We start from the raw sequence: 21,778 nt of genomic DNA, 5'->3' as shown, positions 1-21,778 counted from the left end.
GCGCTGGGTCGCCCTCCACTCTGCCATCCTTTCCCGCCGCACCGCCCGCGCCCCACCGGCGCGGGCGGTGCTCGCCGTGCGGGCGTTCGGTGTAGCGTCTGCGAAGGGCACCGGATCGATCCGGTGCCCTTCGGGTCAAACAGCCGGCCTGGTTCGCCACTCCACGCTCCGGAGACGATGACGCCTGCGCCCGCACGACCCGCCGTCCCACCCCTCGGCCGCCCCGGTGGCGCGCCGTGCGGCGGCATGCCGTGATCGTCCTCCGCTCCGCCCGCTCCCGCCGCCGACCGGCGGGCGCCTCCCGAGGGACGCATGACGACCGACCGATCCGTTGTCCGACCGGAACCCGATGGCCGGCGCCCCGCGTCGCTGGCCCGGCGGCTGGCCGAGCTGACCGGTTCCCTGCTGGCCGCCGACAGCGTCGAGGGGGTGCTGCAGCGCGTCGTCGGAGCCGCCCGGCTGCTGGTCCCCGACGCCGACGCGGCCGGCATCACCCTGCGCGGCCCGGACGGCGCCGTCCGGACGCCGGCCCGCAGCGACGACGCGGCCGCCGAGCTGGACGCCTTCCAGCACCGCCACGGGGAGGGGCCCTGCCTGGACGCCGCCGCGCCCGCCGGCCCCGGCTACGCCTACAGCGGCGGCCTCGACACCGATCCGGCCTGGCCGCGGTTCGGCCCGCACGCCGCCGGGCGCGGCCATCTCGCCGTCCTGTCGACGGCGCTGCTGTCGTCGGCGCCGCCCGGCGCGCCCGCGGCGGTCGTGGTGGACGGCACGCTCACCCTGTACTCGCGGACCCGCGGCGCGCTCGCCGGCGACAACCGCGACGTCGCGCTGCTGCTCGCCACGCACGCCTCCCTCGCCCTGCGCGCGGCCCTCACCGCGAGCCGGGCCGACGCCGAGCGCGCCGGCGTCCAGGCCCGGATCGAGAACCTGCGCCGCGCGGTGGACACCCGCACCGTGATCGGGCAGGCGACGGGCATCCTCATGGCCCGCCGCCACCTGACGCCCGGCGACGCGTTCGACGTGCTGGCGAGCGCCTCGCAGAACCTCAACGTCAAGCTCATCCGCCTCGCCGAAGGCGTCGTCGCCGCCCCCGACGCCGCCGACGGCCTCTAGCGCGGCGCGGGCGGCGTCCCCCGGCCGGGGGACGCCGCCCGCGTGCGTCAGCGGGCCGGGCGGGAGATGGTGAAGCGGTCGACCTCGGTGCCGTTCTCGGCGAGAGCGGTGACCGCGAGCGTCGACGGGCGGCCGAAGTGCCCCGGGGTGACGTCCACCGAGATGAACGAGTAGCCGGTGTAGCGGACGCGCGACCAGTGCACCGACTCGGGGACCTTGTTGCCGTCCTTGTCCCAGGTGTAGGACGCGACGGTGTCCACGTTCGCCTCGTGGCCCTCGTAGCTGTCGGGCGAGGGGAAGCTGTAGAGGCTGCGGCCCGCGCCGCCCGCCGTCACGTAGACGACGCCGTCCTCGGCCGGGTTCACCGTGCCGCCGATCGGCAGCGTCTTCAGCGCGGCGCCCTTGATGGCGTCGGTGCGCTCGTAGACGTGGTTGTGGCCGTTGACGACCAGGTCCACCTGGTACTTCTCGAACAGCGGCACCCACTTCTCGCGGACGCCGCCCTCCGAGGCGTGCTGGTTGGTGGTGGAGAACGCGCAGTGGTGGAAGAACACCACGACGAAGTCGACGTCGCGGCGGGCCCGGAAGCCCTTGAGCTGCCTCTCCAGCCAGGCGGTCTGGGCGCCCTTGGAGATGTCCAGGTTCGCCTTGATCTCGTAGGACACGTCGTTGGCGTCCAGCGAGATCACCGCGGTGTTGCCGTAGACGAACGAGTAGACGCCGGGCAGGTTGCGCGGGTCCGGGCCGTTCGAGGGCATGGAGAAGCGGGCCTCCTCGCCGCCGTACCCGTTCGGCGAGTACCAGGCCTCCATGTCGTGGTTGCCGTAGGCGACCATCCACGGGAGCTGCTTGGCGACCGTCTCGGTCTGGGCGAGGAACTGCTCCCAGGTGCGGGCGTCGAAGGTGTCGCCGGTCTGGCCGGCGCCCGAGGAGTCGGCGTAGCAGATGTCGCCCGCGTGCAGGTGGAACGCGGGCCTGCGCGCCAGGATGAGGCTGTCGTTGGCGAGGGCGTGGTAGCTGACGCCCTGGTCGCCGAAGGCGGTGAAGGTGAACTTGCCGCCGGTGGCGGGCGCCGTCGTGAACGTGCCGACGGTGCCGGCCAGGTGGGCGTTCGCCGGGTCGAAGCCGTCGTGGCCGACGCCGTAGTAGTAGGTGGTGCCGGGCTTCAGCCGGGACAGCTGGGCGTGCAGGAAGTACTGGGTGAGGTTCGGGCTCGCGCCGACGCCCGCGGGCGTGTACAGGCTGCGCACCTCGGCGGCGATCTTGTGGGAGAGGTTCCAGGGGGCGGTGCCGATGCGGATGAAGGGGTTCTTCACCGCGGCGGGCACCTGCCACGACACCGTCATCTGGGTGCGCGGGTCGTTGCCGAACGCCAGGTGGCGGCCGATCGGCGCGACGAGCGCGCCGTCGATCTTCGCGGTGGCGGGCGCGGTGAGCACGGTCGGCGCCGCGTCCGCGCGGCCGGTCAGCAGCGCGCCGGCGGCGAGGGCGCCGGCGGTGGTCGCGCCGCCGCGCAGCAGGCGGCGGCGGGAGAACTTGGAGTGCAGGTACTCGTGCTGCTCGGCCATGCTCATCCGCGCGGCCAGCTCGTCGGGAACGCCCATTCGAGGAGTATTCACACCACGGAAGGGTGGACCTCCCCGCCGTGCCGCGGGTGCCGCGAAGATGAACAGCGGTCGTACACGTCGTGAAGCCGCCGGGGTAACGCGCAGGTGGGGGCGCACGCTCAAGCACTCGCGAAAGCGCGCGAGGGCGGCGGGGCGGCCCGTTCTGGGCGGGCGGGGCGGTGTGTGATGCTGCTGGGGACGCCCGTCCGCCCGAGCCCGCCGTCCCGTGAAGAGCGCCGAATGAAGATCGCACTGTTCGTGACCTGCGTGAACGACACGCTGTTCCCCGACACCGGGAAAGCCGTCGTCGCGCTGCTGGAGCGGCTCGGCCACCGGGTCGCGTTCCCGCCCGCGCAGACCTGCTGCGGGCAGATGCACCTCAACACCGGCTACCCCGGCGAGGCCGTGAAGCTGGTCGAGGCGTTCACCGGCGCGTTCGAGGACTGCGACGCGGTCGTCGCGCCGTCCGGGTCGTGCGCGGCGATGGTCCGCGAGTGGCACGCCAGGCTCGCCGCCCGCAGCGGGCGCGAGCGGCTCGCCGAGCGCGCCGCCGCGCTCGCGCCGCGCGTCCACGAGCTGTCGGAGCTGCTCGTGGACGTGCTCGGGGTGACGGACGTCGGCGCGTCCTTCCCGCACCGCGTCGCCTACCACCCGACGTGCCACTCGCTGCGCATGCTGAAGCTCGGCGACAAGCCGCTGCGGCTGCTCCGCGAGGTGCGCGGCCTCGACCTGGTCGACCTGCCGGACGCCGCCGAGTGCTGCGGGTTCGGCGGCACGTTCGCGCTGAAGAACGCCGACGTGTCGGCGGCCATGTGCGCCGACAAGGTCGCGGCGGTGAAGAGCACCGGCGCCGAGGTGCTCTGCGCCGCCGACAACTCCTGCCTCATGCACATCGGCGGCGCCCTCGGGCGGCAGCGGAGCGGGGTGCGGGTCGCGCACCTCGCCGAGATCCTGGCGAGCACCTCATGACCCCCGTGACCCCTGTGACCCCCGTGACCCTCGTGACCCTCGTGACCCCTGCGAGCAGCGCATGACGATGCCGACGTACGTGGGGATGCCCGCGTTCCCGAAGGCGGCCCGCGCCGCCGTCGCCGACACCCGGCTGCGCGGCAACCTCGCGCACGCGACCGGGACGATCCGCGCCCGCCGCGCGGCCGCCGTCGCCGAGCTGGACGACTGGGCCGAGCTGCGCGCGGCCGGCAAGGCGATCAAGGACCACACCCTCGCCCATCTGGCCCACTACCTGGAGCTGCTGGAGGAGCGGGTCACCGCCGCGGGCGGGACGGTGCACTGGGCGCGCGACGCCGCCGAGGCCAACGCGATCGTCACCCGGCTGGTGCGGGCGACCGGCGAGACCGAGGTCGTGAAGGTCAAGTCGATGGCGACGCAGGAGACCGGCCTGAACGAGGCGCTCGCCGAGGCCGGGATCACCGCGCACGAGACCGACCTCGCCGAGCTCATCGTGCAGCTCGGCGACGACCGGCCGTCGCACATCCTGGTCCCGGCGATCCACAAGAACCGCGCCGAGATCCGCGCGCTGTTCCGCGCGCGGATGCCGTCGGCGCCGGACGACCTCACCGACGACCCGGCGGCGCTCGCCGAGGCCGCCCGCCGCCACCTGCGCGCCAAGTTCCTGTCGGCGAAGGTCGCGGTGTCGGGCGCCAACTTCGCGATCGCCGACACCGGCACCGTCCTCGTGGTGGAGTCCGAGGGCAACGGCCGCATGTGCCTGACGCTGCCCGACACCCTCATCACCGTCATGGGCATCGAGAAGCTGCTGCCGACCGCCCGCGACCTGGAGGTGTTCCTCCAGCTCCTGCCGCGCTCGTCCACCGCCGAGCGGATGAACCCCTACACCTCGGCGTGGACGGGCGTGACCCCCGGCGACGGCCCGCAGGCCTTCCACCTGGTGCTGCTGGACAACGGCCGCACCGCCACGCACGCCGACCCCGTCGGGCGGCAGGCGCTCCGCTGCATCCGCTGCTCGGCCTGCCTCAACGTGTGCCCGGTGTACGCGCGGGCGGGCGGCCACGCCTACGGCTCGCCCTACCCCGGCCCGATCGGCGCGATCCTGTCGCCGCAGATCCGCGGCATCGGGTCGGAGGTGGACGCCTCGCTGCCGTTCGCGTCCTCGCTCTGCGGCGCCTGCTACGAGGTGTGCCCCGTCGCGATCGACATCCCCGAGGTGCTGGTGCACCTGCGCGCCAGGGCGCCGAAGAGGCCCGCCGAGCGGGCGGCGATGGGCGCCGCGGGCTGGGCGCTGAACTCCGCCGCCCGCCTCGCCGCCGCGCAGGCGCTCGCCGGGCGCGGGCGGCGCTTCGCCCGCCACGCCCGCGTCCCGCGCGCCTGGACCGACACCCGCGACGTGCCGGTGCCGCCCGCCGAATCGTTCCGCGCCTGGTGGAGGAGGACCCGTGACGGCTCGTGACGACATCCTCGCCCGGCTCCGCCCCGCCGGCGGCGACCCCGCCGCCGCGTACGCCGCGATCCCCCGCCCCTACCTGCGGCGCCACCACGAGAACGGCCTCCTCGACTTGGCCGCCGAGCGGATCGCCGACTACCGCGCCGCCGTCCACCGCGTGACGGAGGCGGATCTGCCCGCCGCGCTCGCCGCCGCGTTCCGGCCCGGCGCCTACGTCGTCCCGGACGGCCTGCCCGCCGCGTGGACGGCCGGGATCGACGCCGCCCGCCTCGCCGGCCCGGACGCCGACCTGGAGTGGGCCGCCGGGACGGTCACCGGCTGCACCGCCGTGATCGCCGAGACCGGCACGATCGTCCTCGACCACGGTCCGGGGCAGGGGCGGCGCGCCCTCACCCTGGTCCCCGACCACCACCTCGTCGTCGTCCGCGCGGACCAGATCGCCGCCGACGTGCCGGACGCCCTCGCCCGGATCGACGTGACCCGGCCGCTGACGTTCGTGTCGGGCCCGTCGGCGACCAGCGACATCGAGCTGTCGCGGGTGGAGGGCGTGCACGGCCCGCGGACGCTGGAGGTCTTCCTGCTCTGAACGGGGCGCTGACCCGGACCGGCCGAAAGCGAACTACCGGACGCGCCCGGCCATCTCACCGGTTGTCCTTCGAGATGCTGGAGACCCGATGCGCCGTCCGCTGACCGCCGCCCTCCTCCCCTGCCTCCTCCTGACCGCCGGGTGCTCCCTCGGGAACGACCCGTCCCCGAAGTCGGCCGCCACCCCCGGAGCGTCCGCCCCCGGAGCGTCCACCACCGGCCCGGCTTCGGCCGGGACGCCGGCGGCGGGCGGCAGGTTCCCCACCGCCCAGGCAGCCGCCGAGGCGCTGCTCGCCGCCTGGCACAAGGGCGACAAGAACGCCGCCCTCAAGGCCGGCGGCCCGAGGACCGTCGACAAGGTCTTCGCCGGGGCCGTCGACACCACCACCCGCATCCAGAGCTGCCGGCAGGGCTCCGCCGTCGGGGTGAGCTACGCCTACGACTGCTACTACGCCGCGCAGGGCGGCGGCTCCACCCACTTCTACGTGGACCCCTACCCGGCCACCGGCTGGCGCGTGGTGAACTTCGCGCAGAACAACGGCTGAGGCGCCGGAGCCCGCGTCAGATCCCGGTGACCGTGGTGAGCAGGACGGCCGCGTCCTCGTCGGCGGACAGGGCGTGCCGCTCGTGCGGGATCGGGACCAGCTCGCCCGCGCTGAGCGCCCGGTCGTTCAGCCGCACCTTCCCGGCCAGCACGTGCAGGGACGCGGCGGGCGGCGCCTCGTGCTCGTCCAGGGCGCCGCCCGCCCGCAACGCGATGATCGACTGGCGGAGCGGGCCGTCGTGGACGAGCAGGCGGGCGCTCCGGCCGTGGTCGGAGCGGCGGGCGGCGTCCAGGTGCTCGCGGACGAGGGCGGGGATGTCGTGGGCGTTGTCCATGTCCCGACCCTCCCCCGGCGTGCGGCCCCGCACACCCGGCGGGCGTGCGGGGCCGGCGGTCAGCGCCGCGTGGTGAGGCCGTAGCCGTAGGGGAACAGCGGCGCGTAGTCCCGGTCGCCGACGTTGACCGGCTCCTGCGCCTCGCTGCGCGGCCAGCTCACCGGCAGCCTCCCGGTGAAGGGCCGGGCGCCGAACAGGACGTCGGACACGCCCGCGCCCTCGCTGCCGGGCAGCCAGGACGCCACGAACGCGTCGGTCTCGGCGAGCTCGTCGGTGACGATCTGCGGGCGTCCGGCGACGTCCAGGACGACGCAGGTCTTCACCGCCGAGCAGACCTTGCCGATGTTCGCCTTGTCGGCGCCGGACAGGTTCAGGGTGTGGCCGTTGCCGACGTCGCCGACGCCCTCGGCGTACGGGGTCTCGCCGACGACGACGATGCCGGTGTCCTGGCCGCTGACGGGCGCGGAGGCGTCGGCGCTGTAGGTGACGTCCGACGCGCGCTGCCGGATGCCCTGCAGGATCGTGGTGCCGGGGATGACGTTCCCGGACTGGCCCTGCCACGTGACCGTCCAGCCGCCGGACTGGTTGCCGATGTCGTCGGCGTTGGCGCCCGCCACGTAGATCTTGGCGGACGGCTTCAGCGGCAGCGCGTGCCCGCTGTTCTTCAGCAGCACCTGCGACTCGGCGACGGCCTGGCGGGCGACGGCGCGGTGCGCGGGCGACCCGATCGTGCCGATGTTGCGCCGGTCGGTGTAGGGGTGCTCGAACAGGCCGAGCTCGAACTTGGCGGTGAGGATGCGGCGCACCGCGTCGTCGATGCGGGAGATCTTCACCCGGCCCGCGGCGACCTCGGCGGCGAGCGTCCGCGTGAACTGCGGGGTGCTGTAGGGCTCCATGAACATGTCCATGCCGGCGTTCACCGAGGCGCGGACCTGGTCGGCGTAGGTGCCGGGGAGCTGCTGGATCGCCGCCCAGTCGCTGATCAGGAAGCCCTTGAAGCCGATCTTCTTCTTCAGCACGCCGGTGAGCAGCTCGGCGTGCGCGCTCATCTTGACGGGGTTCCCGACGCCGTCGTCGGTCCAGTCCACGCTGGAGAACGACGGCATGATCGACCCGACGTGGTGGGCGCGGACGGCGGCGACGTAGGGCGGCAGGTCGATCCGTGCGAAGCGGGCGCGGGAGCTGACCGTGACGCCCTGGTCGATGGTGTACGTGCCGCTGGTGGACGTGCCGTAGACGGTGTCGCCGTCCCCGGCGAAGTGCTTGGCGGTCGCGAGGACGCGGCCCGGGCCCGCGAGGTCGCCCGGCCGGGTGCCCTGGAAGCCGTCGACGGCGGTCGTCATCGCGGTGACGAGCGCGGGGTCCTCGCCGAAGCTCTCGTAGGTGCGGCCCCAGCGGTCGTCGCGGGCGACGCAGAAGCAGGGCGCGAACACCCACTGCGGGCCCGTGGCGCGCGTCTCGATCGCGGTGATCTGCTCCTCGCGGCGGACGAGCGCCGGGTCGCGGGTCGCGCCCATCCCGATGTTGTGCGGGAAGACGGTGGCGCCGACGAGGTTGCCGTGGCCGTGCACCGAGTCCACGCCGTAGATGAGCGGGATGTGCAGCCGGGTGGCGAGCGCGGCCCGCTGGTAGCGGTCCACCATGTCGGCCCAGCCCGCCGGGGTGTTGTCGGCCGGGGTGGAGCCGCCGCCCGACAGCACCGAGCCGAGCCCGAGGGCGGTGATCTGGGCGGGGTCGGCGTCGATCGCGCCGCGCTCGGCCTGCGCCATCTGGCCGATCTTCTCGGCGGTCGTCATCCGGCCGAGCAGGTCCTGCACGCGGGCCGCCACCGGGAGCCGGGGGTTCAGGTAGGGGGCGGCGGCGGGCGGGGCGCCGGGCGGGGCGGCCTGCGCGGAGCCGGCGGGCAGCAGGCCGCCGGCCAGGGCCAGCGCCGCCGCGAGCGCGGCGCGCCGGCGCGGGATACGGGGGGTGCGCACGAGGTCCCTCCTCGATCGGGGGTGGAGATCGGCGGTCGGGGTCGAAAGGCACGATCTGTCCGGTCCGGACGGCTGTCAAGAACGCCGCCGGGCGGGCGGCGGCGGACCGGCGGCGGCGTCCGGCGCGGGGCTCGGGGGACCTTGACGGACCCTAAATTCACGGGTTAAATCACGCAGCGAAATAAGTGGGGCGGCGCCGCCGCGCCGCTCCCCCGCCCCTGCTCGCGGCACCGCCCGCGGCCGGCGGACGGCGGCCCGCTGTCCACACCTGGCCGCCCGTTTCCCGGGCGCCCCTTTGCGGCCGTCCGTTATGCCCGGACCGCTGTTACCCTCCCGTGGTGACCGAGGAGCGCGGAACGGGCGGGCCGGACGGCCCGGGACGGGTGCTGTCCGGCAGGTACGAGCTGCTCGGCCCGATCGGCCGGGGCGGGATGGGCGTGGTGTACCGCGCCCGCGACCTGCCGCTGGACCGCCTCGTGGCGGTGAAGACGCTGCCCGCCGAGCTCACCCGGTCGGAGGGGGCGCGCGCCCGCTTCCAGCGCGAGGCGCGGGCGATGGCGGCCCTCAACCACCGCGGCATCACCCACGTCCACGACCTCGGCGAGGACACCGCCGACGACGAGCCGACGCCCTACCTGGTGATGGAGCTCGTCCCGGGCCGCACGCTCGGCGAGGAGGTCGGGGAGGGCCCGCTGCCGCCCGCGCGGGCGGCGGCGATCGCGGGCGCCGTCCTGGAGGCGCTGGAGCACAGCCACGGCAAGGGCGTCGTGCACCGCGACATCAAGCCGTCCAACATCATGGTGCACGGCGCCGGGCCGCGCCCCGACGTGAAGGTGATGGACTTCGGCATCGCCCGGCTGCTGTCGGACGCCGCCACCCGCCTCACCTGGACCGGCGCGCTCGTCGGCACCCCCTCCTACCTGTCGCCCGAGCAGGCCGAGGGCCACCCGGTGGACGCCCGCAGCGACCTGTACTCGGTCGGCTGCGTCCTCTACGAGATGCTCACGGGACGGCCGCCGTTCGTCGCCGACATCCCCACGGTCGTGCTGCTCCACCACATCAGCCGGCACCCCGAGCCGCCGTCGGCGCACCGGCCGGGCCTGCCGCCCGCGCTGGACGCCGTCGTCCTCACCGCGCTCGCCAAGGACCCCGGGCAGCGCTTCCCGGACGCCGCCGCCATGCGGCGGACGCTGGAGCAGGCCGCGGCGGGGCGGCCCGTCCCGCCGCCGCCCACCATGCCGCCGCCCGTCACGCGGCCGGTCCCGCAGCAGGCGCCCGCGACCGTCTTCCAGCAGCCGGTCCCGACGCCGTTCCCGTCCGCCCCCATCGCGCCCACGCACGCCGCCGGGCGCGTCCCCGCCCGCTCCGGGACCGGCCCCGGTCCGGCCGCGCGGCTCCTCGGCCTCGCCACCGGCGCCCTCGCCGTCGTGGGATGGATCGCGCAGTCGGCGGTGTACCTGCACGACACCTCCGAGACGTCCGGCGTGCAGACGGCCGTCGCGGTGGTGTCGGCGACGCTGCTGATGCTGCTGCCGGGCGTGCTCGCCCTCGTCCGCGGCCGGGCCGCCGACGCCGGGGCGGCGGCCCTCGCCGTGCTCCTGCCCTTCCTGGCGTTCCGGCTGCGCTACCTCCTCACCGGCACCGTCGACCCCGCCGTGCTCGCCTGGCTGGCGATGACGGCGGCGAGCGCGCTCGCCCTCGTCCTGCTGCTCGCCCGGGGGACGTTCGAGGCGCGCCCGAAGGGCGGCCGCCGCGCGCTGGGGGTCGTCGCCGCCGTCCCCGTCGCGCTGATCACGCTGCTCGCCGGGGCGCGGTACGGCCTGTGGGGCTCGCGGTACGGCCTGTGGACGCTGCTCGCGTCCCTGGCCGCCGGGTCGGCCGCCTTCACCTGCGCGCGGCTCCGCCCGGTGCCCGCCACCGTGACGGCGTGGACCGCCCAGGCGGTGTTCCTCGTGTCCGCCGTCGCCCTGTCGGTCCTGTGACGCGGGGCGGCGTGGCACCGCCGGCGGCGGCACGCGACCATGGAACCGCACACCGCCCGGACCCGTCCGCCGAGCGCCCTGGAGGCAGCCCGTGATCACCCGCACGTTCGCCGGCGCGTTCGTGGTCACCCTCGCCGGCCTGGCGGCCGCCTTCCTCTACGACGGGAGCGCGGGCCTCGCGCTGGTGGCGGTGCTCGCCGTCCTGGAGATCTCGCTGTCGTTCGACAACGCCGTGGTGAACGCCAAGGTGCTGGACCGGATGAGCCCGTTCTGGCAGAAGGTCTTCCTGACCGTCGGCGTCGCCATCGCGGTGTTCGGCATGCGGCTGGTCTTCCCGCTGCTGATCGTCGGGATCACCGCCCGGCTCGGCCCGGGGCGCGCCCTGGACCTGGCGCTGCACGACCACGCCCGCTACCAGCACCTGCTGGAGGACGCCTATCCGATGATCGCGGCGTTCGGCGGCATGTTCCTCATGATGCTGTTCCTGGAGTTCGTCTTCGCGGACCGCGAGGAGCGCTGGCTGACCTGGCTGGAGCGCCCCCTCGCGCGGCTCGGGGCGCTGGACCGGCTGCCCGTGGTGATCTCGGGCGGCGCGCTCGTGCTCGTCGCCTCGTTCTGGGCGGCGGACGCCGGCGACGTCATGGTCGCCGGGGTGCTCGGCATGGTCACCTACGTGCTGGTGAACGGGCTCGGCGAGCTGTTCGCCGAGGCCGAGGAGGAGTCCGAGGAGCGCGCCGGGGCGGCCGGCGCCGTCGGCAAGGCCGCCTTCTTCCTCTTCGTGTACCTGGAGGTGCTGGACGCCTCGTTCTCCTTCGACGGCGTCATCGGCGCGTTCGCCATCAGCACCGACCCGATCATCATCGCCATCGGGCTCGGCATCGGCGCCATGTACATCCGGTCCCTGACGGTCTTCCTCGTCCGCAAGGGGACGCTGCACGAGTACGTCTACCTGGAGCACGGCGCGCACTGGGCGATCGGCGCGCTGGCCGTCTGCATGCTGGTGAGCGTGGGGCACGAGGTGCCCGAGTGGCTGACCGGCGGCCTCGGCGCGGGCCTGATCATCGCCGCGTTCGCCGCCTCGGTCGTCCGCAACCGCCGCGAGGCCGCCGCGTCCGCGTCCGCCCCCGCCGATCAGGGCGCGGGCGGCGGGTCGCGGTCCAGGCCGATGTCGGCGTAGGAGGCGGGGTCCTCGACGGGTTCCAGGTGGGTGAAGACGGTCGCGTGCGGGAGCCGGGCGCGGACGGCGGCCTCGACCTCCTCGACCTTGTCGTGGCCGCGCCGCACCGTCCAGGCGCCGGGGACGAGCACGTGCATCGACACGAACGCCCGGCTGCCGGACTCGCGGGTGCGCACCGCGTGGAACACGATGCCGTCGGCCTCGAACGGAGCGAGCGCCTCGGCGATGAGCCGCTGGTCGGCGCTCTCCAGGGCGCGGTCCATGAGGCCGCCGCCCGACCGGCGGAGCAGCCCGAAGCCCGCCCACAGGATGTTGACGGCGACGGCGAGCGCGACGATCGGGTCCAGCCGCTCCCAGCCGGTGAGCGCGACGGCCGCGACGCCCGCGATGACGCCGGCCGACGTCCACACGTCGGTCAGCAGGTGCTTCCCGTCGGCCTCCAGGACGATGGAGCGGTGGCGGCGCCCGGCGCGGACCAGCAGCAGGCCGACCGCGCCGTTCAGCACCGACGCGGCGGCCGAGATCGCGAGGCCGACCCCGACGGCGTCGATCGGGCGGGGAGCGAGCAGCCGCTCCACCGCGCCGACGGCGATCGCCGCCGCCGCCACGAAGATCATCAGGCCCTCCGCGCCGGCCGCGAAGTACTCGGCCTTGGTGTGCCCGTAGGCGTGCTCCTCGTCGGCGGGCCGGGCCGCCCAGCGGAGCGCGCCGAGGCCGACCAGGGCGGCGACGAGGTTCACCAGCGACTCGGCGGCGTCCGACAGCAGCCCGACCGAGCCGGTGACCAGCCAGGCGGCGGACTTCAGCGCGATGGTGGCGAGCGCCGCGGCCACCGACAGGCCCATGTGGCGCAGCAGCGCGCGCTGCGCGGCCGCGCCCCCCGGTCCCGTCACGCGATCATGCTAGCGCCCGGCCGGCCCGCCCTCTCGCACCGGGCCGCCGCCCGCCGAGCGGGCCGCGCGGCCGTCCGCGTAGCCCGCGCAGGCCGCCACCACGTCCTCGGGACCGCAGGCGAACAGGGCCCGCTCGGCGACGTCGGCCGCGGGCGGCTCCGTCCCGGCGACCAGCAGCGGGACGCCGCTGCGGACCGCGCAGCCGGCGCCGAGGCCGTCCGCGCGGGCGGCCTCGCCGCCGATCCGCACGTCCACCACGACGTCCACCGGCCGCTCGCGGAGCGGGCAGCGCCCGCCGCGCGCCATCGCCGCGCACGGTCCCGTGGCCGTGCCGGGCGGATGGCAGAACGCGACCTGGTGGCCCTCGACGGCCAGCAGCGCGCCGATCATGTGCCCGTCCCCCGGAGCGGCCTCGGTCATCAGGATCCTCATCGTCCCCCCCGACCCGAAGCTTGCAGATCACCCATCGTGACGCCGCGAGCACGCTCCCGCCAGGGACCTAGGTCCCGAACCCCCCGCCCGGGCGCGCGGCGGCGCGCCGGGAGGACTTTCGTCCCCCATGGCCGTTCCTTGTGTCGGTCTGTACCACTTCTTGAATTCGCCTACCCTTCACGGTGACGGCCCCCTGGGAGGACGAAGTGCGACCCACCCCTGCATCCGCCGTGCGCCCGCGGCTGGCCCGCGTCCGGCACCGGCTCGGGCTCGACGGCAACGAGCTGCGGCGCGACGTCGACCGCCGCCAGCGCCGCATCGGCCTCGTCCTGCTGCTGCTGTTCGCGGCGGCCGGCTGGCTGTTCGCCGCGCGCGCCGGCTCCCTCGCCTACGACCGGGGCCTCCGGCTGGAGCAGCGCGACGCCGCGACCCGGCACGCCGTCACCGCCACCCTCACCCGGGTCGACGCGGGCACCCGCGGCCGCACCGTCACCGCCGAGTGGACCGACGCGGGCGGCGCGCACCGGATCGGGACGTTCACCACCTGGCAGGCGGTGGACGGCGGGCAGCAGCGCCGCATCTGGATCGGCGCCGACGGCCGCCCGTCGCTGGAGCCGTCCCGCCGGCACGAGCGGACCGTCAGCGAGGCGGTGCTCGCCGGGTCGGCCGCCGCCGCGGCGGGCGCCGGGCTGCCGCTGCTCCTGGCCTACCAGGGCGTCCGGCGGGCCTGCGACCGGCGCCGCTACCGCCAGTGGGACCTGGAGTGGGCCGAGTTCTGCCGCCCGTCCACCCGCTGACCCGGAAGCGCTAGCGGCGGATCGGCACCCGCCACACGAGGACGGTGCCGCCGCCGGGCCGCTCGCCCGCGCTGAACGTGCCGCCGAGCGCGGCGGCGCGGTCGGCCATGTTGCGCAGGCCGCTCCGGCGGCCGCCCTGCGGCAGGCCCACGCCGTCGTCCTCGACCCGCAGCGTCAGGTGGTCGCCGACCTCGACGGCCACCAGCGCCTGGGTGGCCTTGGCGTGCCGGACGATGTTGGACAGCGCCTCGCTCAGCACGGCGAGCAGCTCGCCCGCGACGGCGTCGGGCACGGCGGTGTCGAGCAGCCCGTCCAGCCGCACCGACGGCGCGCACCCGAGGTGGTCGGCGGCCGCGTCGATCACCGCGCGCAGGCGGGCGCGCAGGCCGGTGTCGCCGGGGTCGTTCTGCAGCGCGAAGATCGTCGACCGGATCTGCCGGATGGTCTCGTCGAGGTCGTCGACGGCGTGCTGGACGCGGCTGGCCACGTCCGGCTTCTGGGTGATCTTGATGGCGCTCATCAGCGTCATGGCGGTGGCGAACAGCCGCTGGATGACGGTGTCGTGCAGGTCGCGGGCGATCCGGTCGCGGTCCTCCAGCAGCGCGAGGCGCTCGGTGTCGCGGCGCCGGTCGGCGAGCTCCAGCGCGATGGCGGCCTGCCCGGCGAACGCCTCCAGCAGCCGCTGCGTCGCGTCGCTGAACGCCGGCCCGCCGGGCGGGTTCGCGACCGCGATGATGCCGCGCGCCGCCGGGCCGAGGCCGAGCGGGACGAGCAGCACCGGGCCCACCGCCACCTCGCTCGGGACGTCGGCGCTGCGGGCGGCCTCGGCGCCGTCGCTCAGCCGCATCGGCTCGCCGGTCCGGTAGACGCGGCCCGCGACGTGGTGGTCGGCGGGGATGGCCAGGCCGCGCAGCGCGTCGGCGTGCAGCCCCTCGGCGGCCTCCACGACCAGGACGCCGCCGGAGCCGCCGGTGCGCTCGTCGGAGAGCGCGACGGTGGCGATGGCGGCGTCGGCGATCTCCTGGGCGCGGCGCGCCACCAGGGTGGTGACCTCGTGCGGGTCGGTGCCCGACAGCAGCGCGGTGGACACCTCCGCCGACGCCTGGAGCCACCGCTCGCGGCGGCGCGTCTCCTGGTAGAGGCGGGCGTTCTCGATCGCGATGCCGGCGGCCGTCGCGAGGGCGGTGACGACGACCTCGTCCTCCTCCTCGAACTCCCCGCCGCCGGCCTTCTCGGTCAGGTACAGGTTGCCGAACACCTCCTCGCGCACCCGGATCGGCACGCCGAGGAACCGCCGCATCGGCGGGTGGGCGGCGGGGAACCCCACCGACTCGGGGTGCTCGGCGAGGTCGGGCAGCCGCAGCGGGTGCGGCTCCTTGATCAGCAGGCCGAGGATGCCGTGGCCGTGCGGCCAGTGCCCGATCGCCGCGATCTCGGCGTCGCTCACCCCGACGGTGATGAACTGGACGAGCTTCTCGCCGTCCTCGTCGATCACGCCGAGCGCGCCGTAGCGGGCGTCGACCAGCGTCATCGCCGCGTCGGTGATCCGGCGCAGCACGATCGCCAGGTCGAGCTCGCTGCCGATGGAGACCACCGCCTCCAGCAGCGCGTGCACCCGGTCGCGGGTGCCGCGCGCCGCCTCCAGTCGCGCCTGGACCTCCGACAGCAGGTCGTCGAGCCGGAGCTGGGGCAGGATCAGCCGCGCCCGCTCCTCGGGATGCTGGGGTTCATGCGCCACGGGTGCAGTATCCCCGCCTTCGGGAGATGCTCGGAGCCGAACGGGACCTTCGTCCCCCGCGTTCGGGGACGTAGCGCCTACCGGGCGCGGCCGGATCCGGACTAACGTCGATGCGCGCGGGCGGGATCGCCGCCCGTGCGGTAAGGAGGCGGGATGAGCGAGCGGGAGGCCGGCCCGATCCGGGTCTTCCTGATGGACGACCACGAGGTGGTGCGGCGCGGCGTCGCGGCGCTGCTGTCGGCCGAGGACGACATCGAGATCGTCGGCGAGGCCGGGTCGGCCGCCGAGGCGCTCGCCCGCGTCCCCGCCCTCCGGCCCGACGTGGCCGTCCTCGACGTGCGGCTGCCCGACGGCGACGGCGTCACCGTCTGCCGCGAGCTGCGCTCGGGCCGGCCCGGCCTCGCCTGCCTGATGCTGACCTCCTTCGACGACGAGGACGCCCTGTACGAGGCGGTCATGGCGGGCGCCGCCGGCTACGTCCTCAAGCAGATCCACGGCTCGGACCTGGTCGGCGCGGTCCGCACCGTCGCCGCCGGGCAGTCGCTGCTGGACCCGCGCAGCACCGCCCGCATGCTGGAGCGCCTGCGCGAGCGGCAGCGCCGCGCCGACCCGCTCGCCGTCCTCACCGACCAGGAGCGGCAGATCCTGGAGCTGATCGGCGAGGGGCTCACCAACCGGCAGATCGGCGAGCGCATGTTCCTGGCGGAGAAGACCGTCAAGAACTACGTGTCCAGCGTCTTCGCCAAGCTCCACATGAGCCGCCGCACGCAGGCCGCCGCCTTCATGGCGCAGCTCAAGGCGGAGCGTCCGGGCGGCCGGTAGCCAGCGCGGCGCGCGTCCCGGCGGCGATCTCCAGGTCCTCGCGGGCGGTGACGACGGCGGCCCGCACGCGGGCGCCGGGCGCGCCGACGTCGGCGTCGCCGCGGGCCGCCGCGTTGGCGTCCTCGTCGAGCGCGACGCCGAGGTGGGCGAGGTCGGCGGCGAGGCGGCGGCGGGTCGCCGGGTCGTGCTCGCCGATGCCGCCGGTGAACACCAGCGCGTCGGGGCCGCCGAGGGAGGCGGCCATGGCGGCCGCGCAGCCGCGCAGCCGGTGGTGGAAGACGTCCAGGGCGGCGAGCGCCGCCGCGTCGCCCTCCTCGGCGCGCTCCCGGACCTCGCGGAGGTCGCCGGTGCCGGCGAGACCGCGGAGGCCCGAGCGGTGCGCGAGGGCGTCCTCGACCTCCGCGGCCGGGACGCCGTGCCGGACGAGCCAGAGCGGGACGCCGGGGTCCAGGGCGCCGGGTCGCGTCGCCATGACGAGGCCGTCCAGCGGCGTGAACCCCATCGTGGTGTCCACCGACCGGCCGCCCTCGACGGCGGCGAGCGACGAGCCGGACCCGAGATGGCAGACGACGAGGCGCGCCGTCCCCGGGTCCAGGCCGAGCAGCTCGGCGCCGCGCCGGGACGCGTGGGCGTGCGACAGCCCGTGGAACCCGTAGCGGCGCAGCCCGAACCGCTCGCGCCACTCGGCGGGTATCGCGTAGGTGGACGCGGCGGGCGGCAGGCCGGCGTGGAAGGCGGTGTCGAAGCAGGCGACGACCGGGACGCCGGGCAGCGCGCGCCGGATCTCGGCGAGCGCGTAGAGCGACTGCGGCTGGTGCAGCGGCGCGAGGTCGGCGAGGTCCTGCAGGCGGCGCGCGACCGCCTCGTCCACCACGACCGGGTGGACGAGGTCGGCGCCGCCGTGCACGAACCGCAGCCCGACGGCGCCGGGGCGCGGCCATCCCGCGATGGCGCCGGCGAGCCGGTCGGCCTCGCGGTCGCCGTCGCCGGCCGGGGCGTCCAGGGTGTGCAGGACCGTTCCGCCGGCGTCCAGCAGCGCGAGCTTCAGGCTGCTGGACCCGGGGTTGACGGTCAGTACGCGCGCGGCGGCGTCCATTAGTACGGCCAGACCCAGTCGCTGACCTGCGGGTCGTCCTCGCCGTGCTCGCGGGTGTACGCGCGCAGGCGGAGGCGCTCGTCGGCCATCCGCTGGCGGACGTTGGCGACCCGCCCGCCGAGCGAGGGGACGCGGTCGATGACGTCCATGACCAGGTGGAAGCGGTCGAGGTCGTTGAGCATGACCATGTCGAACGGCGTCGTCGTGGTGCCCTCCTCGATGTAGCCGCGGACGTGCAGGTTGGCGTGCCCGTTGCGGCGGTAGGCCAGCCGGTGGATCAGGTACGGGTAGCCGTGGAAGGCGAAGATCACCGGCTTGTCGGTGGTGAAGATCGCGTCGAACTCGGGGTCGGACAGGCCGTGCGGGTGCTCGCGGTCGGGCTGCAGCCGCATGAGGTCCACCACGTTGACGACGCGCACGCGCAGGTCGGGGAACTCCGTGCGGAGCAGGTCGACGGCGGCGAGGGTCTCCAGCGTCGGGATGTCGCCGGCGCAGGCCAGCACGACGTCGGGGTCGGTGCCGCCGTCGGTGCTCGCCCACTCCCAGATGCCGAGGCCGCGCGCGCAGTGCAGCTCGGCGTCCGCCATCGGCAGCCAGTCGAGGGCGGGCTGCTTCCCGGCGACGATCACGTTGACGTAGTCGCGCGAGCGGAGGCAGTGGTCGGCGACCGACAGCAGCGTGTTGGCGTCCGGCGGCAGGTACACGCGGGTGATCTCGGACTTCTTGTTCAGCACGACGTCGAGGAAGCCGGGGTCCTGGTGGGTGAAGCCGTTGTGGTCCTGGCGCCACACGTGCGAGGACAGCAGGTAGTTCAGCGAGGCGATCGGGCGCCGCCAGGGCAGGTGCCGGGTGACCTTCAGCCACTTGGCGTGCTGGTTGAACATCGCGTCCACGATGTGCACGAACGCCTCGTAGCTGTTCAGCAGGCCGTGCCGGCCGGTCAGCAGGTAGCCCTCCAGCCAGCCCTGGCAGAGGTGCTCGCTCAGCACCTCCATGACGCGGCCGCGCGGCGCCTGGTGCTCGTCGGTGGCGTACCGCTCGCCGGTGAAGACGCGGTCGGTGACGTCGAACACGTCGCCGAGGCGGTTGGACGCGGTCTCGTCCGGGCCCATGATCCGGAAGTCGGCGGGGTTGCGGGCGACGACGTCGCGCAGGAACCGGCCGAGCGCGCGGGTCGGCTCGGTGGAGGTGGTGCCGGGCTTGCCGACCTCGACCGCGTAGCCGCGGTAGTCGGGCAGGTCGAGCGCCTTCAGCAGCAGGCCGCCGTTGGCGTGCGGGTTGGCGCTCATCCGGCGCTCCCCGCGCGGGGCGAGGGCGCGCAGCTCGGGGACGGGGGAGCCGTCCTCGGCGAACAGCTCCTCGGGCCGGTAGGAGCGCAGCCAGGCGGCGAGCTGCGCCAGGTGCTCGGCGTTGTCGCGCACGCCGGGCAGCGGGACCTGGTGGGCGCGCCAGGTGCCCTCGACCGGGACGCCGTCGACCTCGCGGGGGCCGGTCCAGCCCTTCGGCGTCCGCAAGATGATCATCGGCCAGCGGGGGCGGGCGGCGCCGCCGTCGGCGTCCCCGGCGCGGGCGGCGCGCTGGATCTCGGCGATCTCGTCCATGGCGCGGTCCAGGGTCGCGGCCATGAGGGCGTGCATGGCGGCCGGGTCGTCGCCGGACACCAGGTGCGGGCGGTAGCCGTAGCCCTCGAAGAGGGCGAGCAGCTCCTCCTCGGGGATGCGGGCCAGCACCGCCGGGTTGGCGATCTTGTAGCCGTTGAGGTGCAGGATCGGCAGCACCGCGCCGTCGCCGGCCGGGTCGAGGAACTTGTTGGCGTGCCAGCTCGTGGCGAGCGGCCCCGTCTCGGCCTCGCCGTCCCCGACGATGCACGCGACGACCAGGCCGGGGTTGTCGAACGCGGCGCCGTAGGCGTGCGCGAGGGAGTAGCCGAGCTCGCCGCCCTCGTGGATGGAGCCGGGCGTCTCGGGCGCGACGTGGCTCGGCACGCCGCCGGGGAAGGAGAACTGGCGGAACAGCCGGGCCAGGCCCGCCTCGTCCTGCCGCACGTGCGGGTACACCTCGCTGTAGGTGCCCTCCAGCCAGGCGTTGGCGACGGCGGCCGGGCCGCCGTGGCCGGGCCCCATGATGTAGATCATGTCCTGGTCGCGCTCGCGGATGATCCGGTTCAGGTGCGCGTAGCAGAAGTTCAGGCCGGGCGAGGTGCCCCAGTGGCCGAGCAGCCGCGGCTTGATGTGCTCGGGGCGCAGCTCCTCGCGGAGCAGCGGGTTGGCCAGCAGGTAGATCTGGCCGGCCGACAGGTAGTTGGCGGCCCTCCAGTAGGCGTCGATGCCGTCGAGGTCGGGGGTCTCGGTCATGCGGTGCGCCCTTCCGTGGGTCTGGTCCGGTGTCCGCCGCGCGGGGTCCTCTGCCCGGCGGGCGGCTCGACAATCGCCCCGAACGCGTCCGGTCCGGACAGGTCGTGGTCGTTCGCGGCGGGGGTCAGTCCTCTTCGGTCGTCACGTCCGCGGCCGGGCGGCGCGGCGACGGCGGGGCGTCCGCCGCCGGGTCCGCCGCGCCGAGCCGCAGCAGCATCTGCGGGTGGGCGCCGGCGCACAGGTGGACGCGGATGAAGCCGCGCAGCTCGGGCACCTCCAGCGGCTGCGTGTGGATCGCGGCGGCGAGGCCGTCGCCCGCGGCGCGGAGCAGGACGTGCTGGAGCGCCTGCCCGGCGCGCAGCCAGTCGGCGGGCTCGTCGCGCAGGGTGGTGAGGAGCAGGACGGTGCCGAGCTCCGCGCCGCCGCCGGACGCGTCCGGCGGGGTGCCCCAGCCGCGGCCGTGCGCGAAGTCGCGGGCCGGGAAGTGCGGCTCGGTGCGGGCCGGCTCGGCGGGGTAGGCGGTCGCGGCGACGCCGTCCCGCCGCCCGCTGCCGGGCGAGGGCGCCCAGCGCGCCGCCTCGCCCGCGCGGGCGGAGCTGCGCCGCTCCAGGTGGTCGGCGGCCTGGGTGAGGCCGGCGAGCATCCCGATGCCGCGCGCCTCCAGGATCTGCACGAGCCGCGCGCCCTCGGCCTCGGCGGCGGTGCGCAGCACCGGCAGCAGCGGCACCGCGCCCGGCCCCGGCCGGAACCCGCCCCGGTGCGTGCGGCGGCGCTCGATCTGCTCGTACAGGGCGAGCTCCTCCGCGCCCGGACCGCCGCCGGGCCGCGCGTCCACCTCGGCGACGAGGTTCGGCCGGGACGGGTCGGGCAGCGCGCGGACGGTCGCGGCGCGGCCCTCGCGGCGGAGCGCGAGGCGCAGCGTGTACAGCGCCGCCCCGCAGCTGATCATCATCTCCCGGCCGGCGGGGTCGGCGGCGCCGAGCCGCCGGTCCGGGTCCGCGCGCAGCACGACGGTGTCCCCGCGCACCGCGAACGACCACGGCTGGGTGTTGTGCACCGACGGCGCCCGCACGGCGGCCGCGACGGCGCGCCGGACGGCGTCCGCCGCATCCCTGGTCATCACGGTTCCAGCCCACCACCGGGCGCCCGCGCGGGGTCAGGGGCGAACGTCCCGGCGGGCCGGGACCGGGGGGAGGCGTCCCGTGCGGTCTTCGGGACGTTGGTCCCTGCCGCCGCGGCCGCCGCCGCGCGACCCTGGTGGCATGGGGCGGGCCCGGCGTGCGCCGGCGCGTCCCCGCCCGCGCCGGACGAGGGACCGGCACCGTACGCCGAGAGGTACCGCGATGCCGCCCGAACCGTCCGAGCCGCTCGAACCTCCCGCACCTCCGGATCCCCCGGAGCCCCTGGCCCGCCGCCGGGTCGCCGACCTCGCGACGCCGACGCTGCTCACGCTGTACGCGGGCGAGTCGATCGCGACCGCGTGGGAGCTGATGGAGCTCGCGGGCGTCGAGCACCTGCCGGTCGTGGACGGGCAGGGCCACTGCGTCGGGGTGCTGGACCTGCACACCCTCGGCTGCGAGGGCGGCCCGGTGCTGCGCGCCGCCGACCGCCCGGTCACCGACCTCGTGACGCCGTCCGTCACGGTGCGGCAGGAGAGCACCGTGCGCCAGGCGGCGCGCGCGATGCTGGACGCCGGCCGCGACCACGTGGTGGTCACCGGCCCGGACGCGCGGATCGTCGGCCTGCTCACCGCCCGCGACCTCCTCGGCGCGCTCGCGGGCGCCCCCTCCCGCACCTCCCCGCACACCGTCGTGCTCCCCGCCCTGCAGCGCCCCGCCCGGGCCGCCGGCGCCGCGCGCGCCGCCGACGACTGAGCCGCGCCCGCCCGCGTCCCGGCCGCCG

At 75.6% G+C, this 21,778-nt stretch carries 19 protein-coding genes; 10 read left to right on the top strand and 9 right to left on the bottom strand.

The annotated features are described in order from the left end of the window. Positions 1 to 312: 312 nt before the first annotated feature. A complete protein-coding gene (locus K1Y72_RS08660) occupies positions 313 to 1,116 on the top strand; it encodes an ANTAR domain-containing protein (RefSeq protein WP_220164945.1) in 804 nt (267 codons plus the stop codon). A 47-nt stretch (positions 1,117 to 1,163) separates the two neighbouring features. Here the strand turns inward: K1Y72_RS08660 and K1Y72_RS08655 are convergent, their stop codons facing one another. Beyond that, positions 1,164 to 2,720, bottom strand: coding sequence for a purple acid phosphatase family protein (locus tag K1Y72_RS08655; protein WP_220164943.1), 1,557 nt, complete (start codon positions 2,718 to 2,720; stop codon positions 1,164 to 1,166). A gap of 243 nt (positions 2,721 to 2,963) precedes the next feature. On the opposite strand from K1Y72_RS08655, the gene K1Y72_RS08650 reads away from it, so the two are divergent. From K1Y72_RS08650 to K1Y72_RS08635, 4 genes are all read left to right on the top strand, one after another. Beyond that, positions 2,964 to 3,692 (top strand): (Fe-S)-binding protein, encoded by a 729-nt coding sequence (locus tag K1Y72_RS08650; RefSeq protein WP_220164942.1) that lies wholly within the window; start codon positions 2,964 to 2,966, stop codon positions 3,690 to 3,692. A gap of 61 nt (positions 3,693 to 3,753) precedes the next feature. After that, positions 3,754 to 5,151: a lactate utilization protein B gene (locus K1Y72_RS08645; protein WP_220164940.1), complete on the top strand. Its 1,398-nt coding sequence runs from the start codon at positions 3,754 to 3,756 to the stop codon at positions 5,149 to 5,151. Beyond that, positions 5,138 to 5,731 (top strand): LutC/YkgG family protein, encoded by a 594-nt coding sequence (locus K1Y72_RS08640; protein ID WP_220164938.1) that lies wholly within the window; start codon positions 5,138 to 5,140, stop codon positions 5,729 to 5,731. The genes K1Y72_RS08645 and K1Y72_RS08640 overlap by 14 nt, the downstream gene beginning before the upstream one ends. Before the next feature lie 88 nt (positions 5,732 to 5,819). Further along, complete coding sequence (locus K1Y72_RS08635) at positions 5,820 to 6,275, top strand: hypothetical protein (RefSeq protein WP_220164936.1); 456 nt, start codon at positions 5,820 to 5,822, stop codon at positions 6,273 to 6,275. Between the two features lie 16 nt (positions 6,276 to 6,291). Here K1Y72_RS08635 and K1Y72_RS08630 read toward each other — a convergent pair whose 3' ends face one another. Further along, a complete protein-coding gene (locus K1Y72_RS08630) occupies positions 6,292 to 6,609 on the bottom strand; it encodes a cupin domain-containing protein (RefSeq protein ID WP_220164934.1) in 318 nt (105 codons plus the stop codon). 59 nt (positions 6,610 to 6,668) lie between these two features. Then, positions 6,669 to 8,585: a glycoside hydrolase family 3 protein gene (locus K1Y72_RS08625; protein WP_308286957.1), complete on the bottom strand. Its 1,917-nt coding sequence runs from the start codon at positions 8,583 to 8,585 to the stop codon at positions 6,669 to 6,671. Between the two features lie 338 nt (positions 8,586 to 8,923). Here K1Y72_RS08625 and K1Y72_RS08620 point away from each other — a divergent pair, with 338 nt between their 5' ends. Beyond that, the gene (locus tag K1Y72_RS08620) at positions 8,924 to 10,567 is read left to right on the top strand and encodes a protein kinase domain-containing protein (protein ID WP_220164932.1); all 1,644 of its coding nucleotides are present in this window, start codon (positions 8,924 to 8,926) and stop codon (positions 10,565 to 10,567) included. A gap of 91 nt (positions 10,568 to 10,658) precedes the next feature. Further along, the gene (locus tag K1Y72_RS08615; protein ID WP_220164930.1) at positions 10,659 to 11,744 is read left to right on the top strand and encodes a DUF475 domain-containing protein; all 1,086 of its coding nucleotides are present in this window, start codon (positions 10,659 to 10,661) and stop codon (positions 11,742 to 11,744) included. On the opposite strand, the gene K1Y72_RS08610 is transcribed toward K1Y72_RS08615, so the two are convergent. Then, positions 11,699 to 12,637, bottom strand: coding sequence for a cation diffusion facilitator family transporter (locus K1Y72_RS08610; protein WP_308286955.1), 939 nt, complete (start codon positions 12,635 to 12,637; stop codon positions 11,699 to 11,701). The genes K1Y72_RS08615 and K1Y72_RS08610 overlap by 46 nt on opposite strands. A 9-nt stretch (positions 12,638 to 12,646) precedes the next feature. After that, complete coding sequence (locus tag K1Y72_RS08605; protein WP_220164928.1) at positions 12,647 to 13,057, bottom strand: hypothetical protein; 411 nt, start codon at positions 13,055 to 13,057, stop codon at positions 12,647 to 12,649. 218 nt (positions 13,058 to 13,275) lie between these two features. On the opposite strand from K1Y72_RS08605, the gene K1Y72_RS08600 reads away from it, so the two are divergent. Next, positions 13,276 to 13,866, top strand: coding sequence for an Rv1733c family protein (locus K1Y72_RS08600; protein WP_220164926.1), 591 nt, complete (start codon positions 13,276 to 13,278; stop codon positions 13,864 to 13,866). Between the two features lie 10 nt (positions 13,867 to 13,876). Here the strand turns inward: K1Y72_RS08600 and K1Y72_RS08595 are convergent, their stop codons facing one another. Then, positions 13,877 to 15,604 carry a GAF domain-containing sensor histidine kinase gene (locus K1Y72_RS08595; protein WP_308286954.1) on the bottom strand — a complete coding sequence of 576 codons (1,728 nt, stop codon included), beginning with the start codon at positions 15,602 to 15,604 and terminating at the stop codon, positions 13,877 to 13,879. 153 nt (positions 15,605 to 15,757) lie between these two features. On the opposite strand from K1Y72_RS08595, the gene K1Y72_RS08590 reads away from it, so the two are divergent. Continuing rightward, positions 15,758 to 16,426: a response regulator transcription factor gene (locus tag K1Y72_RS08590; RefSeq protein ID WP_220164924.1), complete on the top strand. Its 669-nt coding sequence runs from the start codon at positions 15,758 to 15,760 to the stop codon at positions 16,424 to 16,426. On the opposite strand, the gene K1Y72_RS08585 is transcribed toward K1Y72_RS08590, so the two are convergent. The 3 genes from K1Y72_RS08585 to K1Y72_RS08575 all read right to left on the bottom strand — a co-directional run bounded on the left by K1Y72_RS08585 (position 16,398) and on the right by K1Y72_RS08575 (position 20,996). Next, the gene (locus K1Y72_RS08585; protein ID WP_220164923.1) at positions 16,398 to 17,522 is read right to left on the bottom strand and encodes an acetate/propionate family kinase; all 1,125 of its coding nucleotides are present in this window, start codon (positions 17,520 to 17,522) and stop codon (positions 16,398 to 16,400) included. The genes K1Y72_RS08590 and K1Y72_RS08585 overlap by 29 nt on opposite strands. Further along, positions 17,522 to 19,876, bottom strand: coding sequence for a phosphoketolase family protein (locus tag K1Y72_RS08580; RefSeq protein WP_220164920.1), 2,355 nt, complete (start codon positions 19,874 to 19,876; stop codon positions 17,522 to 17,524). The genes K1Y72_RS08585 and K1Y72_RS08580 overlap by 1 nt, the downstream gene beginning before the upstream one ends. Before the next feature lie 124 nt (positions 19,877 to 20,000). After that, positions 20,001 to 20,996 carry an Acg family FMN-binding oxidoreductase gene (locus tag K1Y72_RS08575; protein WP_220164918.1) on the bottom strand — a complete coding sequence of 332 codons (996 nt, stop codon included), beginning with the start codon at positions 20,994 to 20,996 and terminating at the stop codon, positions 20,001 to 20,003. A gap of 223 nt (positions 20,997 to 21,219) precedes the next feature. Here K1Y72_RS08575 and K1Y72_RS08570 point away from each other — a divergent pair, with 223 nt between their 5' ends. Next, positions 21,220 to 21,750 carry a CBS domain-containing protein gene (locus K1Y72_RS08570; protein WP_220164917.1) on the top strand — a complete coding sequence of 177 codons (531 nt, stop codon included), beginning with the start codon at positions 21,220 to 21,222 and terminating at the stop codon, positions 21,748 to 21,750. Positions 21,751 to 21,778 lie beyond the last annotated feature (28 nt).

Source organism: Actinomadura parmotrematis (assembly GCF_019458805.1).
Taxonomy (GTDB): Bacteria; Actinomycetota; Actinomycetes; order Streptosporangiales; family Streptosporangiaceae; genus Spirillospora; species Spirillospora parmotrematis.
Note: the sequence above shows the minus strand (reverse complement) of the source record. Positions and strands in the feature narration are given on the sequence as shown.

What these genes read in the sequence shown, in the direction of transcription:
- K1Y72_RS08660 (WP_220164945.1), top strand. Translation starts at nt 313, where the DNA reads ATGACGACCGACCGATCCGTTGTCCGACCGGAACCCGATGGCCGGCGC.
- K1Y72_RS08655 (WP_220164943.1), bottom strand. Translation starts at nt 2,720, where the DNA reads ATGGGCGTTCCCGACGAGCTGGCCGCGCGGATGAGCATGGCCGAGCAG.
- K1Y72_RS08650 (WP_220164942.1), top strand. Translation starts at nt 2,964, where the DNA reads ATGAAGATCGCACTGTTCGTGACCTGCGTGAACGACACGCTGTTCCCC.
- K1Y72_RS08645 (WP_220164940.1), top strand. Translation starts at nt 3,754, where the DNA reads ATGACGATGCCGACGTACGTGGGGATGCCCGCGTTCCCGAAGGCGGCC.
- K1Y72_RS08635 (WP_220164936.1), top strand. Translation starts at nt 5,820, where the DNA reads ATGCGCCGTCCGCTGACCGCCGCCCTCCTCCCCTGCCTCCTCCTGACC.
- K1Y72_RS08630 (WP_220164934.1), bottom strand. Translation starts at nt 6,609, where the DNA reads ATGGACAACGCCCACGACATCCCCGCCCTCGTCCGCGAGCACCTGGAC.
- K1Y72_RS08605 (WP_220164928.1), bottom strand. Translation starts at nt 13,057, where the DNA reads ATGACCGAGGCCGCTCCGGGGGACGGGCACATGATCGGCGCGCTGCTG.
- K1Y72_RS08590 (WP_220164924.1), top strand. Translation starts at nt 15,758, where the DNA reads ATGAGCGAGCGGGAGGCCGGCCCGATCCGGGTCTTCCTGATGGACGAC.
- K1Y72_RS08585 (WP_220164923.1), bottom strand. Translation starts at nt 17,522, where the DNA reads ATGGACGCCGCCGCGCGCGTACTGACCGTCAACCCCGGGTCCAGCAGC.
- K1Y72_RS08580 (WP_220164920.1), bottom strand. Translation starts at nt 19,876, where the DNA reads ATGACCGAGACCCCCGACCTCGACGGCATCGACGCCTACTGGAGGGCC.
- K1Y72_RS08575 (WP_220164918.1), bottom strand. Translation starts at nt 20,996, where the DNA reads ATGACCAGGGATGCGGCGGACGCCGTCCGGCGCGCCGTCGCGGCCGCC.
- K1Y72_RS08570 (WP_220164917.1), top strand. Translation starts at nt 21,220, where the DNA reads ATGCCGCCCGAACCGTCCGAGCCGCTCGAACCTCCCGCACCTCCGGAT.